The sequence below is a fragment of the Acinetobacter tandoii genome, from assembly GCF_008867985.1.
GTDB lineage: Bacteria > Pseudomonadota > Gammaproteobacteria > Pseudomonadales > Moraxellaceae > Acinetobacter > Acinetobacter tandoii.
Genome location: NZ_VXLD01000005.1, coordinates 156,891 through 171,602, shown reverse-complemented (window position 1 = coordinate 171,602; position 14,712 = coordinate 156,891). Strand labels below are relative to the sequence as shown.

12 protein-coding genes are annotated in these 14,712 nt (G+C 38.3%); 6 read left to right on the top strand and 6 right to left on the bottom strand.

From position 1 onward, the window contains the following. Positions 1 to 152 precede the first annotated feature (152 nt). From F4W09_RS09875 to F4W09_RS09865, 3 genes are read right to left on the bottom strand one after another with little or no spacing between them, the layout of a single operon-like run. Positions 153 to 1,340, bottom strand: a complete 1,188-nt coding sequence (locus tag F4W09_RS09875) for an OprD family outer membrane porin (RefSeq protein WP_151504673.1) — start codon at positions 1,338 to 1,340, stop codon at positions 153 to 155. Between the two features lie 11 nt (positions 1,341 to 1,351). Further along, a complete protein-coding gene (locus F4W09_RS09870) occupies positions 1,352 to 2,305 on the bottom strand; it encodes a formylglycine-generating enzyme family protein (RefSeq protein WP_151504731.1) in 954 nt (317 codons plus the stop codon). Between the two features lie 28 nt (positions 2,306 to 2,333). Next, positions 2,334 to 4,016, bottom strand: a complete 1,683-nt coding sequence (locus F4W09_RS09865; protein ID WP_151504672.1) for an arylsulfatase — start codon at positions 4,014 to 4,016, stop codon at positions 2,334 to 2,336. 409 nt (positions 4,017 to 4,425) lie between these two features. Here F4W09_RS09865 and F4W09_RS09860 point away from each other — a divergent pair, with 409 nt between their 5' ends. Then, positions 4,426 to 5,772, top strand: a complete 1,347-nt coding sequence (locus F4W09_RS09860; RefSeq protein WP_151504671.1) for an MFS transporter — start codon at positions 4,426 to 4,428, stop codon at positions 5,770 to 5,772. Between the two features lie 33 nt (positions 5,773 to 5,805). Further along, positions 5,806 to 7,089: an OprD family outer membrane porin gene (locus F4W09_RS09855; RefSeq protein ID WP_151504670.1), complete on the top strand. Its 1,284-nt coding sequence runs from the start codon at positions 5,806 to 5,808 to the stop codon at positions 7,087 to 7,089. Between the two features lie 140 nt (positions 7,090 to 7,229). Here F4W09_RS09855 and F4W09_RS09850 read toward each other — a convergent pair whose 3' ends face one another. The 3 genes from F4W09_RS09850 to F4W09_RS09840 all read right to left on the bottom strand — a co-directional run bounded on the left by F4W09_RS09850 (position 7,230) and on the right by F4W09_RS09840 (position 9,821). Beyond that, positions 7,230 to 8,435, bottom strand: a complete 1,206-nt coding sequence (locus F4W09_RS09850) for an MFS transporter (protein ID WP_171492417.1) — start codon at positions 8,433 to 8,435, stop codon at positions 7,230 to 7,232. Between the two features lie 271 nt (positions 8,436 to 8,706). Then, positions 8,707 to 9,108, bottom strand: coding sequence for a rhodanese-like domain-containing protein (locus F4W09_RS09845; protein WP_104442119.1), 402 nt, complete (start codon positions 9,106 to 9,108; stop codon positions 8,707 to 8,709). 290 nt (positions 9,109 to 9,398) lie between these two features. Beyond that, positions 9,399 to 9,821 (bottom strand): Lrp/AsnC family transcriptional regulator, encoded by a 423-nt coding sequence (locus F4W09_RS09840; RefSeq protein ID WP_044740706.1) that lies wholly within the window; start codon positions 9,819 to 9,821, stop codon positions 9,399 to 9,401. A gap of 212 nt (positions 9,822 to 10,033) precedes the next feature. Here F4W09_RS09840 and F4W09_RS17125 point away from each other — a divergent pair, with 212 nt between their 5' ends. The 4 genes from F4W09_RS17125 to F4W09_RS09825 all read left to right on the top strand — a co-directional run bounded on the left by F4W09_RS17125 (position 10,034) and on the right by F4W09_RS09825 (position 14,672). Next, positions 10,034 to 10,189 (top strand): hypothetical protein, encoded by a 156-nt coding sequence (locus F4W09_RS17125; RefSeq protein WP_171492416.1) that lies wholly within the window; start codon positions 10,034 to 10,036, stop codon positions 10,187 to 10,189. A 68-nt stretch (positions 10,190 to 10,257) separates the two neighbouring features. Next, on the top strand, positions 10,258 to 11,487 hold the full coding sequence (locus tag F4W09_RS09835) for an aspartate aminotransferase family protein (protein WP_151504668.1): 1,230 nt from the start codon (positions 10,258 to 10,260) through the stop codon (positions 11,485 to 11,487). Next, positions 11,488 to 12,525, top strand: a complete 1,038-nt coding sequence (gene astA / locus F4W09_RS09830; protein ID WP_151504667.1) for an arginine N-succinyltransferase — start codon at positions 11,488 to 11,490, stop codon at positions 12,523 to 12,525. A 683-nt stretch (positions 12,526 to 13,208) separates the two neighbouring features. Continuing rightward, entirely contained in the window at positions 13,209 to 14,672 is a 1,464-nt protein-coding gene (locus F4W09_RS09825; RefSeq protein ID WP_016167981.1) for an amino acid permease, read from the top strand. The last annotated feature ends 40 nt before the right edge of the window (positions 14,673 to 14,712 follow it).

Genomic DNA, 14,712 nt, shown 5'->3' with positions numbered 1-14,712 from the left:
ACACATTATGAGAATATTTAGTCTAACACCAAGCTGTTAATGGTTATTTAGAAATGGTTTTATAGTTTATTAGATATTTTTAAAGCATGCTTAAATAATCTAAATGGATCCAAAAATCCACATTTCGCAGATTTTTGGAGGGATTGGCTTTATTAAAATTTCAGGGTGTAATGCAGCATAAAACGCTGCTCATCTAAGCTTTCGCCATTTTTAATATCGTAATTGATATTCAGGAACAGGAATTTAAGGTTTTTGACCCAGTGATTTAAGTCATATTGAACCAAGACATCACTTTCTTGTTCAAAATTATCCTGATTATTGGTTTGAAATGAATCACCATAAATATATTTGTAGGTGATTTTTAGCCCTTTGATGTAATCCTGAAGATTGTATGAGGCGACAAAATGGTAGGATTTTTCATCAGCTTTGGTAAAGGCACCTAGCGTCCAGTTCACCATATGCGGAATAGGCATACCATCAAGTTTAGGAATGCCATCTTTGCCGTAATTCTCTTGATAGCCAATACCAGCCTGTAAATTGCCATGCTTCATAAAGTGCATGACACCGAGTGAGGTATTGTCATATTCCCCAATTTTGGCTGATCCTACATCATCATGTCGGAACAAGCGTAGTTTGGTGGTTTGTTGCGAAGTCCAATTGTAGTCTAGCGCAAAATAGCTCTGGTTGATGATGTATTGCAAATAACCATCATAAAACTTCCATGAGTATTTGCTGGTTTTACCATCCCAGCGTAAAAAATATAAGCCATCAGACTCTTGTTTGGAAATGGCTAACTTGCGGTAATCCTCTTCATTTCGAGGGGAGTAACGATTAATTAAACCAATATCAAAATTCTGATTTTGATATTTATATTTAAGCTCTGCACCTTGGTAATTTACTCTTAATTGATGAGTGTCCACTTGCGGGGTGAGAGGGTCATCTGGCGTAAGCTCACCAAAATTAAATCGCGTATTTTGATATTCAATTCCAGCACCTAGACCATACTTGGTATAGTCCTGGGCTTGTGATTTGTTTACAGGATCAAAAGGTAGCACCAAATCACTGGTGTGCTGATCTGAGCTAAGGCGATAGGCATATTGTAAGCTTGGCATGAGATGAAGCTGTACTTGATCAATTTTCATAGCCCAGTCACCGCGATAAATGAAACCTTGGCTCAGACTGCTAGAGTCTTTGCTATCGCTGTCTTTGTAGTCTCGGTCAAAACTAAACGTTTTTAAAACCAGATCATTTTTAAAGGTGTAAGATTCGGCACTGTGTGCTGAACAACAGGCAATAGAGATCCCTGAGAATAAGATCCCATTCATAAAAATATGTTTCATTTTAATTCCATTTAAAAACGTTTAACTGTCCTAAAACCAACATGACTGGTGGCTAAGTCGAGTTCTTGTGGGTGCCTTGCGGCAGCACGGTAACGTGCACAATAGTTTGATGCACATAGGTAAGATCCACCTTTAATGGTGTATTTCAAGACATCACTATGGTTGACCCGATATTGCTCAGGATCTCCCATATGATGGTCTCGTGGTCCAGTGTATGGGGTTTGCGTCCACTCCCAGACATTGCCAATCAGGTCGTATAATCCAAATGGATTTTTGTCAAAACAACCCACAGGGGAAACCTCAGCAAAACCATCATCCTGATTGTTTTGATAAGGGAATTCACCTTGCCAATAGTTAGCAGTGATATGACCATGGTGGGTGGGCCCTAGGTCGGAGTTTTGCTGAAATCCTTTGGCTGCATATTCCCACTCAAGTTCTGTCGGTAAATCATGCCCTAACCAGTTGGCATAAGCATAGGCATCGTTCCAAGTGACCATTCTGACAGGTTCATTGGGTTGAGGTTGCTTGCTGCTTTTAGGTCCCCAAGGATGCTTCCAGTTTGCCTCTGGTTCAAACTTCCACCAATCCAGTTCAGCCACTGGCTGCGTGGGTTGAACAAACATCGCGGCACCATGCTGCTTTTCTGCATCGGTGATATAGCCAGTCTGTTTTACAAACTCAGCGAATTGAGCATTGGTGACTTCAGTGGTATCAATTAAAAATGAAGGAACCTGATTGCTGGTTTGGTTGAGTGGTCGTTCATCATCGTATCCGTGAGTGGTGCCAAGTTGTATGCTTCCAGCGGGGAGCTTCACCATTCCAGCATCTTTTTGATTAGGCCAACCTTGCGGCAAGCCTGAATACGCTGCGCACTTGGTGCGGTCGCCTAAATCCGCAATAGATGCTGGTTGGGTGGTTTGGGAGCTGTCTTGGCAAGCACTGAGTAGGATGAATGATGAAGACAAAATAATACGCTTCATCATTATTTATTCCTTACTTCTTGTTGTATTGCTCAAAATCAACGACGCCATTTTTATCTGCATAGGACAGATATTTGTCATTTAAAATTTTGACAACTTCTGGGTGTTGTAGAGCGACATTGTGCTGTTCATTGAAATCTTGTTTAAGATGATACAACTCCCAACCATGACCATTAAATTTTGAAGGAGAGTTTTCAACCAGCTTCCATTCATCATTTTTTGCATAGCGACTACCATGTAGTTCTTTGAACTCATAGTAGTTTACAGGGCGAATGCGAGCAGCATTATTCTTAAAGGCAGGAATTAAGCTGTAGCCCGAAGGTTGAATTTTTTTACTGTCCACAGTGTATAACTGGTTGTGTTGAATACCTGCTAATTCCATGAGTGTCGGGAAAATATCGCGAACCGTACCAAAATTGTTGTTGATACCATAGTCTTTGGAAAGATGGCTTGGGTACTTTACGAGGAAGGGTACGCGCACACCACCTTCTGCTGCAGCCGACTTCCAGTAGGTAAAAGGGGTGCTGCTGACTTCCGCCCAGCGTGGTCCCATGTAAACATAAGACGTTGCATTGCCAATATTCTGAAGGCTATTGTCAGCTTCTCCCATAGGGAAATTATGATCACCGCCTTCAGCACCATTATCAGACATAAATACAATCACGGTGTTGTCATATTGATGGTGCTTTTTTAAGTAGTGAATGACATCGCCAACACGATCATCAAGCTGGGTGACCATGCCTGCATAAACTTCCATTTTACGCGCTTCATATTTACGTTCAGCAGATGTGAGTTGATCCCAACCTTTTGTCGATAAAGCTTGATTACCACGTTCTTCAGGAAATACGGCATTGACAGGAATAAGTCCAAGTTTCTTTTGGCGTTCAAATCTGGCTTTTCGAATCGCATCATAACCTTGGTCATATTTTCCTTTATACATATCTCGATAAGGTGCTGGAGCTTGAATTGGCCAATGCGGTGCGGTGTAAGCTAAATAGGCAAAAAATGGCTTGTTTTGTGTATTTTTATCCAGATATTCAACCGCTTTTTGGGTAAAGAAATCTGTGGAGTAGTAGTGATCTGGCAAAGATACTTTCTGACCATTTTCAGTATATTGGGTGTTGCGTGGGTAATTCTTAGGTTGCTCTTTGAAGTGTAGATCGAAGCCATCTAATAAAGCGTAAGATTGATCGAAACCACGTGCTTTAGGGTTTTGGTTGGCTTCAAAACCCAAATGCCATTTGCCCACCATAAAGGTATAGTAATCTTTTTGCTTGAGCATTTCTGCAAGCGTATAGGCATTTTGGGTTAGGTGCCCAGAATAACCATCAATTTTTAATAATGCACGAAGACTGTCCGCACCGACCAATTTTTCTTGGCGTTTAGAGGTCTCATACATTGCACCTAAGCCAACTAAATGGTTGTCAGCTCCTGTCATGAGTTGTGCACGTGTGGGTGAACACATGGAAGATGCATGGAAGTTAAACAGCATTTTCCCTTGAGTGAGTAGGCTGTCGATGTGCGGGGTCTTAATTTCACTCCCATAGGCACTAATATCAGAAAAACCTAAATCATCAGCCAGAATAATCATGATGTTTGGCGGAGCTTTGATTTGGTTCGCTGCGTAGCTAGGCACAATGATGGTACTTGAGAGGATTAAGCCAAAAGATAATTGGCTTAGTTTTTTAAGTGTCATAAGACAGTCCTTTGAAGTTCTTTTTTAGTGCATCATGCAACTAAATTTTTTTTCGTAGAGCACTTTACTTGGCTGTAAATTGTGCTATTGGAAAGCATAAGCTATTTTATTAATTGGATCCATATTGATTTAAAAAAATTAACCATAATTAAAAATATGAATTATTTTAATAGCTTAATTTACATTGTTTATTTTTTTGAATAAATTTATATCAATTATCTTGTGTTTTTGGATCCCATTTTGCAAAATACCAATAAGCAGGATGCTTCATAAAAATGATCTGTACATCAGATCACTTTAATTCTTAATTATCCCTTCAAGGCAATTATGGATATGGATATGCATAATCACCCAATGTTGTGTTCCCACATGGTCGTGTGTATTTCCGTTCCTAATTGGGAGATACACAATGCAAAGAAACGTTTTAGACGAAATCAACCACAATAAAATGAGCCGTTATCAATGGTTCGTGATTCTGATTTGTATATTTCTGAATGTCATTGATGGTTTTGATGTCATGGTGATGGCGTTTACAGCACCTTCAGTATCCGCAGAATGGACTTTGTCTGGCGCAGAAATTGGGATATTACTCAGCGCAGGCCTATTTGGCATGGCCGCAGGTTCTATTTTCTTGGCACCTCTAGCAGACAAAATAGGTCGTCGCTTCTTAATTTTAATTTGTTTAATTGTTTCAGGATTAAGTATGTCAGCATGTGGATTGGTTCAAAACCACATGATGTTGGCTATTTTACGCTTTATTACAGGTGTTGGCGTTGGTGGGATTCTAGCGAGTAGTAACGTACTGGCAAGTGAATATGCAAACGTGCGTTGGAGAAGTTTGGCAGTCAGTTTGATGTCTACAGGTTACGGTATTGGTGCAACTTTAGGTGGCGTATTAACATTCTTCTTAATTGAACATCTAGGTTGGCGTTCAGTTTTTTTAGCAGGCGGTATGACAACATTGATCATGTTTGCCTTTGCTTTGTGGTTATTACCTGAATCACTTGATTATTTGTTGGCAAAAAAACCTGCACGTGCGTTAGAAAATACCAATATGATTTTGCAACGTATGCAATTGCAACATTTACAGGAGCTACCAGAGTATAAGCAAGTTGAACAGCAAAAGGGCAGTGATATAGCGAAACTATTTCGTGGTCATCAGGGATTTCAAACCTTGTGTTTATGGTTTGCCTTTTTCTTGGTCATGTTTGGTTTTTACTTTGTGATGAGTTGGACGCCTAAAATTTTAATTGCAATGGGCATGTCACCAGACCAAGGTGTCAGCACAGGAATTTTAATCAGTATCGGTGGTATTTTTGGTGCAGCAATTATTGGGCTTTTAGCTTCACGGGTTAAAATTTTCTATGCGCTCAGCTTATTTTTAGGTCTAACAGCGCTCTGTATATTCTTATTTGTTGCCGTTTCATCGCAAGTCAGCATTGCACTATTGGTCGGTTTATTACTAGGCACACTCATTAACGGCTGTGTTGCGGGACTTTATTCCATCTCACCGACCATTTATGAAGCAGAAATTAGAAGTCGTGGTGTAGGTTATGCAATTGGGTTTGGGCGCATTGGAGCCATTTTATCTCCAACCATTGCAGGTCTATTTTTAGATCAAGGTATGACACCACAGCATCTTTATGCGTACTACGGCATTGTATTTATCTTGGCAATTTTCTTGATTTTAATCTTAGGTAAAGCTGTGTATCGACATCAAAAAACTCAAAATTATTCACTCAACACATCGACCTAAGTATCTGTTTAAAAATTAAAAGCTGAGATAAAAATGAAAAAGACATCTTTCTGGATGGGGATCTGCTTGTGCCCAATTTTTGTCAACATGGCACATGCGCAGTTCATTGCAGATAGTCAGGCCGAAATCACCTTGCGAAATTTCTATTTTGATCGGGATTATAAAAAAGATCCTTATCCTTACACTGCTGCTCGAGATTGGGCGCAGGGTCTTATATTTAAAGGACAATCGGGTTATACCGATGGAACCATAGGATTTGGTGTAGATGTCCTTGCAATGGCTGGTTTTAATTTATTGGGAAGTCATGCAGATGATTATGCACGAACAGGCTTATTGGCCGTCAATTCGGACAATTCAAGAGATGATTATTATGGAAAAATTGGCGTAACTGGCAAAGTACGATTGAGTAAAAATGAACTTTTTGTGGGAGATCTTGTTCCACAACTTCCGACAATTTTTTCTTCACCAGCAAGATTATTCCCGCAAACTTATCGTGGTGTAAGATTCGTTTCTACAGAAATTCCTAAGCTGCAATTGGAAGGGTTTTATGTCGATAAAGTCCGTCAAAGAGATTCTATTCACTACACTGACGTCGGTATTGATAATATCAACCATCGCTTTGATCGGGCTGCAACCACGAATCAGTTCTATACCCTTGGAGGAGTTTACCAACTCAGTGATGCTTATCGTATTCGTATGTATCATGCTGAATTACAGGACATTTATCAGCAACAATTTGTAGGTATTGTAGGTAAGTATCCTATTTCAGATCAGTACAATTTTTTAACCGATGTTCGCTTCTTTAACAGTAATGATACGGGAAGCGAGAAAATAGGCACTGTAGATAATCGTCACTTAGGCGGATTGTTTGGCTTAAATACACAGGGGCATACACTATCGATTGGCTATATGCAGTCTTTTGGTGATACAGGTCTGCCATTTTTATCGGGTGCGGAAAGTCCAGTTGTGCTTGATTTTATGAGTTCGGACTACTCCAATAAAGATGAAAAAGTGGTTTCTTTGCGTTATGACTATGATTTTAAAAATGTTCGTCTGGGTGAAACTTCACTTAATGGTCTGCGCTTTATGACGCGTTATGCCAAAGGGGATGACATTGATTTATTAACATATGGCGACCGACGTTCTGAAGAAGAATCCTTAGAGTTTGAGCTCGGTTATCGCATACCTGAAGGGAGTTTAAAAGGCTTGGGACTTAGAACGCGTTTTTCTCATTATCGAAATGATATGCCAACCAATATGACCTTCCATTCCACAAATGAAACGCGTATTAATCTGGATTATAGCTTTAAATTTTAATACGATTTTCTTCTAGTCTTTTTAGAAGATAGCTTATTTATATTGAATATGAATAAGCTATCACACATCGATTTGACTCATACAACTAACTAATATAAATCAAAAGCTTAGTCAAAAATCAATTTACCAAGAACAAAACTTCATTCAGTTTTTGACATCGTCCTATAAAAGCCCAAGATACCCAAAACAGGACCCAATAAAAGAATCCAGGCAGAATCTAAACCTACCTGATCAAAAGCATAGGTCGTAGATGCAATCGATACGATGGTTATCGCAAAGCCAATAGAATTCTGAATAGAGAGTGCTGCACCCAGTTTTTCTGGTGGGCATGCAACGGAAGCCAATGCAGAAAATTGTGGTGAATCTGCAATTACAGATGCACTCCATACAATTAGAACGATCAGCAAGGACCACGCAGGTAAATAACGCCAAGCAAATGCAAAAATCAGGCAAGATAGGCCAGAGAGAAATAAAGCACCCATTGCAACGCGATCACTACCATATGTCTTTGACCAATATCCACCTAAAAGACAGCCAACAGCACCACATGCCATAATTAAAAATGTAGCCAATGGCACATTCGATAAGCCGAGGGGTTTTAAAATGCCAGAATGAGCAATAAAAAGAGGCAAAATGGTCCAAAAAGCATATAACTCCCACATGTGACCAAAATATCCGAGAGCGGAGGCTTTAAATTTTTTGATTTTAAAGACTTGGAATGCATTTTCAGTCGATATTCTTTTTTTAACGACCTGCGCAGATTGGTCATCACCCAATTTAAAAATAAGCAATGCGGCAACTAAAGCCAAAATAGATGAAAAAGTAATGACATAATGCCAATTTAAATTGGCCGATAAGCCATTCAGAGCATGCGGCAATGCTGTACCTAATGTAAGCATGGCAACCAAAAGTGCTAAAACAGCTCCCGCTCGATGAGGTGCCCATTGCACCACCAACTTCATCCCAATGGGGTAAATGCCAGCCAAACACAGACCCACGCAAAAGCGATAGATCATGCCATCGATTAAACCCTGCGCTAGCCATGCAAAACATAAATTAAAAAATGCACCCAACAGTGCTGCACCAGTAAAAATAACACTTGCTTTAAAACGATCTGCAAAACCCGTAAAGGCAATCAAAAAGGTTCCAAGGATAAAACCTGCTTGTACAGCATTGGTCAACCAACCAATATCCGCAACAGTAATGTGCCATTCTTGAATTAAATTGGCTGCTGCACTATTTGCACTAAACCATAATGATGTGCCAAAAAGCTGGGCAAAAGTGATAATCAGAATCGCATGTGAAGAAAAGAGATGATGGGTTTTACCGTGCGTCTTCAAATCCATACTCGCTATCCTTAGCTTGAGTGCATCAATAAAGTTTTTTAGAGCAATACTATTTATTCTTATGTAAATAAAAATTTCAATGCCTTATTCATTTTATAGCTATTTTATTATTTTAAAATTTAGTTTTCTTCATAAAGCATATCAGTGCAATCAACCAATCTAAAGACTCACACAGCAAAATTTAAGCATTTGAAATATATAAGATTAAGTCAAAAATACTAGAAGTTGGAAGAAGCTGCACTGTAGTGCAGTACAGTTTCTTCTGAATAATTTAACCTGCACAACCACAATCGATACTCGTTCCAGCATGTGCATTATCACCCATTGTTTGGTAGCCATCTCGTTTCCACCAATCTAGGCCGCCAATTAATTCTTTAACCTGAAAGCCTAGAGTCGACATTTTGAGCGCCGTTTTGGTCGAGGCATTACAGCCTATACCATCACAATAAGTGACATACAACACAGTTTGATCCAAATGAGCTAATGTCTCCTGCGTAATACTTCGATGCGGGATATTAATTGCATTTGGAATGTGCTCATGTTGATAGGCTATAGCACTGCGGCCATCAACGACAATAATCTTGTGTCCTTGATTTAAGGCTTCAAACAAATCCCATGAGTCCATTTCATAATTTAACTTGGCTTGATAAAACTCTAATTGTGATACTGTCATACTTATATTTCCTTGTAACTCATAAGATTATTTCGCTTACATCCTAACATTACTTTTCATTTTCTAAAGTATTTTAAATACCGTATTCTTCATTCACCCCAAAAGGTTGTTTTAATGGTAAGAAAACTTCAATTAAGAGCACTATTTGATTGTTTAAAATACTTAATAAACAACTGATCAAAGTAGAGAAATTTTAGTTTATAAAAAACAAATAAAACCTAAATTTTATCTATATTTAGTGTTTTTCTGCATTTTGATCACTAGAATATCCAAATTAAGTTTTATTAAGATTAGGTTTTAAAAGTCGAGAGCAAGATACTTGTTTCACTATTATAAATACCAGAAATGCATCGAATTCTTTCTAAGACTTTATCAAAGCTCTCTAGCGAATCTGCTTGAATTTCAACCAAAATATCCCATTTCCCATTGGTTTTATGCAAGCGCTCAACGGCTGAATCTAAACGTAATTCACTAATGACCGATCTGGCTTTAGTACCTTCCACCATGATACTCATCCAAGCACGAATAATATTTTTATCTACATCTGGGCGGTATCGAACAGTATATCCTGTAATGATGCCAGAGGACTCCATATAGTCAATTCTACTCTTGATAGTTGGACGAGATACCCCAGTTTTTTCTGCCAAATCTGTAACAGACATTCGAGCATTTTCTTTTAGCAAACCGAGAATGATTTGATCTATTTCGCTCATTTTGCTTCCTGCAATTGTCAATTTGGAAAAAAATAATTCATTTTAGAAAAAACTACAAATTTTTTAAGTCATTTTGATCCTTAATAATAGAAAAATGCGCTAAGCCTGCTGATGATTCGGTTTTATATCAAACTTAAATTCAGTTAGAGATCTAAAGTCTCGCTAAAGGGTTTTAAGCGCAGATGGAAGCTTAGGTCGTTAAGGGAAAATAGATGACTAACACAGAAAATCATACTGGCAACGCGATTGTAGGTTCTTCTCCTCAATCCAAAATTTCACGCGGTCTCAAGCCATCTTCATCATTTTCTTTTTCCCATAACGGCTATTGCTACACGGAATTAGGGCACATCACACAGCCACATGAATGAATATCCAGACCCATTTCTAAGCCACTTAAGATAAAGCGAATTTAAAACCTATTGGAGAGAATAGCAAAATGAATAACTTAGCAGTAACACGTCAAAACTTTAATGATTGGATGGTTCCAGTTTTTGCCCCAGCAAATTTTATCTTAGTTCGTGGTCAAGGCTCTCATGTTTGGGATCAAAATGACAAGCAATATATTGATTTTGCGGGTGGTATTGCAGTAAATGCATTAGGTCATGCACATCCAGTTGCAGTTCAGGCCTTAACGGAACAGGCGACTCAACTTTGGCACATTGGCAATGGTTATACCAATGAACCTGTTCTTCGTTTAGCAAAGCAGCTCGTTGAGAACACGTTTGCAGACAAAGTTTTTTTCTGTAATTCAGGCGCAGAAGCAAATGAAGCTGCTTTAAAACTTGCACGAAAAGTTGGTTTGCTCAGTGGTCACGCAAATAAAAATCAAATTGTTGCGTTTAAGAATGCATTTCACGGCCGTACTTTATTCACTGTGACTGCTGGTGGTCAGCCAAAGTATTCTCAAGATTTCGCACCGCTACCAGAAGGTATTCAACATACTGCATTTAATGATTTAGAGCAGGCAAAAGCCGTGATCAATGAAAATACTTGTGCCGTTATTGTTGAGCCTATTCAAGGTGAAGGCGGCGTACTTCCTGCTGATCTTGAGTTTTTAAAAGGCTTGCGTCAACTCTGTGATGAACATGGCACTGTCCTGATTTTTGATGAAGTCCAAACAGGTGTTGGGCGTACTGGCTCACTCTATGCTTATATGAATACAGGTGTTACTCCTGACATTCTAACCACTGCTAAAGCTTTAGGGGGGGGCTTCCCAATCGGCGCGATGATTACCACAAATCAATACGCCAATATGTATGCAGTGGGTGATCATGGCACAACTTATGGCGGCAACCCATTGGCTTGTGCAGTGGCAAATGCGGTATTCGAATTTATCAATACACCAGAAGTTTTAGAGGGTGTTCAACAACGATTTGATTATTTTGTCACTGGTCTAAATAAGATTAATGCCAAATTTAATGTATTTGAGCAAATCCGTGGTCAAGGCTTACTGATCGGCTGTGTGCTTAAAGCTGAGCATGCAGGTCAAGCCAAAAATATTGTCAATTCAGCAGGTGAGCAAGGCTTACTGGCACTGGTTGCAGGTCCAAATGTTGTTCGTTTTACGCCTTCACTGATTATTCCATTTGAAGATATCGATGAAGGCTTAAGCCGTTTTGAGCAAGCTCTTGAAAAATTTTCACACGAATTGAAGGAGTGTGCATAAATGATGATTATTCGTTATATCCGAGAAGATGATATCAATGACATCTACCAACTTGCTGAAAAAGCAGGTTACGGGCTTACTTCATTACAGCCTAACTTGGAAATTTTGGCAGCAAAACTGAAACGCGCTTGTGACACTGTGCGCGGTAAACTAAGCAAAGCAGATCAAGGCTATTTCTTTGTTTTAGAAGATACCAGCATTAACAAGGTGGTTGGACTCTGTGGAATTGAAGTTGCTTTGGGCTTAAGTGAGCCATGGTACAACTTCCATGTGGGCACTCAAGTACATTCTTCAAAAACACTCAATGTGTATAAGGCACATCAAACTTTGTTTTTGAGCAATGACCATACTACGTGCAGTGAATTATGTACGTTGTTCCTCGATCCAGATTATCGTAAAGAAATGAATGGAAAATTTCTTTCAAAAATCCGCTTCCTGTTTATCGCAGCATTCAGAAATATTTTTGAAAAACGCATTGTTGCTGAAATGCGCGGCTATTCGGATGAAGTCGGGAATTCTCCGTTCTGGGATGCAGTCGGACATAAGTTCTTCGATATGGAATTTAGAAAGGCAGATTATCTTAGCGGTACAGGGCAGAAGTCTTTTATTGCAGAATTGATGCCACGTTATCCTTTATATGTCGATATGTTACCTGCTGCAGCCCAAGAGGTGATTGGTAAAGTTCATCCAAATACTTTGCCAGCATACAAATTACTGTTAGGTGAAGGTCTACGTTTCCAAGGTTATGTCGATATTTTTGATGGTGGTGCGACTTTAGAAGCCGATGTAGAGAACTTACGCTCAATTAAAGAAAGTACTGTTCTTCAAGTTGAAATTGTTGAAACAGCAACTTTGAAGGAAGCAGAACCCTACTTAATTTCAAACGACCATTACCAAGACTACCGTGGCATTTTGGTTCAGCATGATCCTGAACAAAAAACCATACAGCTAACACAAACGCAGGCTGAGCAACTCAAAGTAACTCAGGGTGATGTGGTTCGTGTGTTGTCCTTAAATCCGAAGGAACATAAAGCATGATTCAGGGCAAATAATTTATACAAGGGCAGTGGCTGAATGAGCTTAGTGCAGAATGAATTAAGATAGATCAGTCTGCAATAGTGCTTTCTATGGATTATTGTGCGTGGCCTATAGCTTCATTAGAAAGTGACTAAGTTATTTTAGCTGATAAGCTTTCACCTGATATTTTTTATCAATATCAGGTTTTTTAAATACTCATAAAATTCACAATTGAATTGATGGTTTTTTATTTTAAACCATCAATTTTTAAAATAAAGTGCACTAGACTAATGGATAATTGCAACCATTTACTCGTATATTTTTTAACTAAACGTACATTTTAAAGCAAACAAATGGTTTTAAATTAAACAAAAACAAAGAGCAATTAAACAAAAAAGTCTAAAGCGTGCTGTATGATCCAGCAGAAATTTTATTGGGTTTAAATACCGAACTAAACTAAATCAACCTCGTTACAGGATGAATATTTATTTTAAATTTTTGGGGTGATTATTGATTTTTAAATAAGCTTTATTTAAGTAATCCATTTAATTAGAAGCAATAAAGCTAGACTTAAGAAAGCAGAATAAATCGATTCTATTCTCTATTATTTAGATTAATTTTAAATAAATGAGTTTATTCATTATGTGGGTTAAGTCGTTATTAAAGGATTTGTAACGGTTGTTATAAATTGGAGTAAACATTACATGAGTAAGAACAAGGGAAAGCAATTTCTAGAAGGAGACCTTCTTGGCAGTCAACACATGACTGAACAAGATGAAGAAAAATTGCAACGCTCATTGACAAATCGTCATATCCAGATGATTGCGATTGGTGGTGCAATCGGTACAGGATTATTTATGGGTTCTGGTAAAACACTGAGTGTTTCAGGTACTTCAATTATTCTGACTTATTTAATTATTGGCTTTTTCTTTTTCTTTGTTATGCGTGCAATGGGAGAGCTATTGCTGGCCAATACAAATTTTAAAACCTTTGCCGATTTTGCGACCGCGTATTTAGGACCATGGGCAGGTTTTTTTCTAGGTTGGTCATATTGGTGTAACTGGATTATTACCGCAATTGCAGATGTTATTGTCATAGGTGGATATATGCAATTTTGGTATCCAGATATGCCTGTATGGATACCCGCTTTTGCTTCACTTGCCATTTTGACCATATTAAATTTTGTTGCGGTAAGGATGTTTGGTGAATTAGAGTTTTGGTTCTCTCTGATTAAAATTGTTGCGATTATTTTATTTATTGTTGCGGGGCTTTATTTAATTAGTACGCACTATGTTTCACCAAATGGTGTCACAGCATCTTTCTCACATTTACTAGAAAGTGGTTCGATGTTTCCATATGGCTTAACTGGTTTCTTGGCAGGCTTCCAAATTGCCATTTTTGCCTTTGTTGGTATTGAATTGGTCGGAACCACGGCTGCTGAAACCAAAGACCCGCACAAATCTCTACCTAAAGCGATTAACTCTATTCCGTTAAGAATTTTACTGTTTTATGTAGGTTCATTGGTTTGTATTATTGCCGTGACATCTTGGGCACAAGTTTCACCAGAAAAAAGCCCATACGTTGAAATGTTTACCCATGTCGGTTTACCTATTGCCGCGGGCCTAATTAACTTTGTTGTTGCAACATCGGCTCTTTCTTCTGCCAACAGTGGTATTTTTGCGACCAGTCGCATGTTATATGGTTTATCTTTAGAAAATGATGCGCCTAAAAGCTTTAGCAAATTGTCAAAACGTAAAGTTCCGATTCGTGGCTTAGTTTTCTCTATGCTATGCGTAACGCTTGGAACATCAATTCTATTTATTGTGCCAAATGTTATGACTGCATTTACGATTATTTCTGCATTGACTTCAATTTTATGTATTTTTACATTTATGTTGATTGTACTTTCTTATATTGCATATCGTAAAAAAGATCCCGAATTACATCTTAAATCAAACTATAAAATGCCAGGTGGTCTATTCATGGCATGGTTTACTATGCTGTTCTTGGTATTCACGATTGTCATTTTAGCATTTGATCATGATACTTTAATTGCACTTGTACTTTCTCCAATTTGGTTTGTGGGTCTCTTTATCGGTTATCGCTATAAAAAGAAAAAAATATTAAAGCTGAATCTATTGGATCAAAGTAAAGTCGATTACGTTTAAAACATTTCTTTAAAACGATAGGCTTAAACAGCTAGAACCT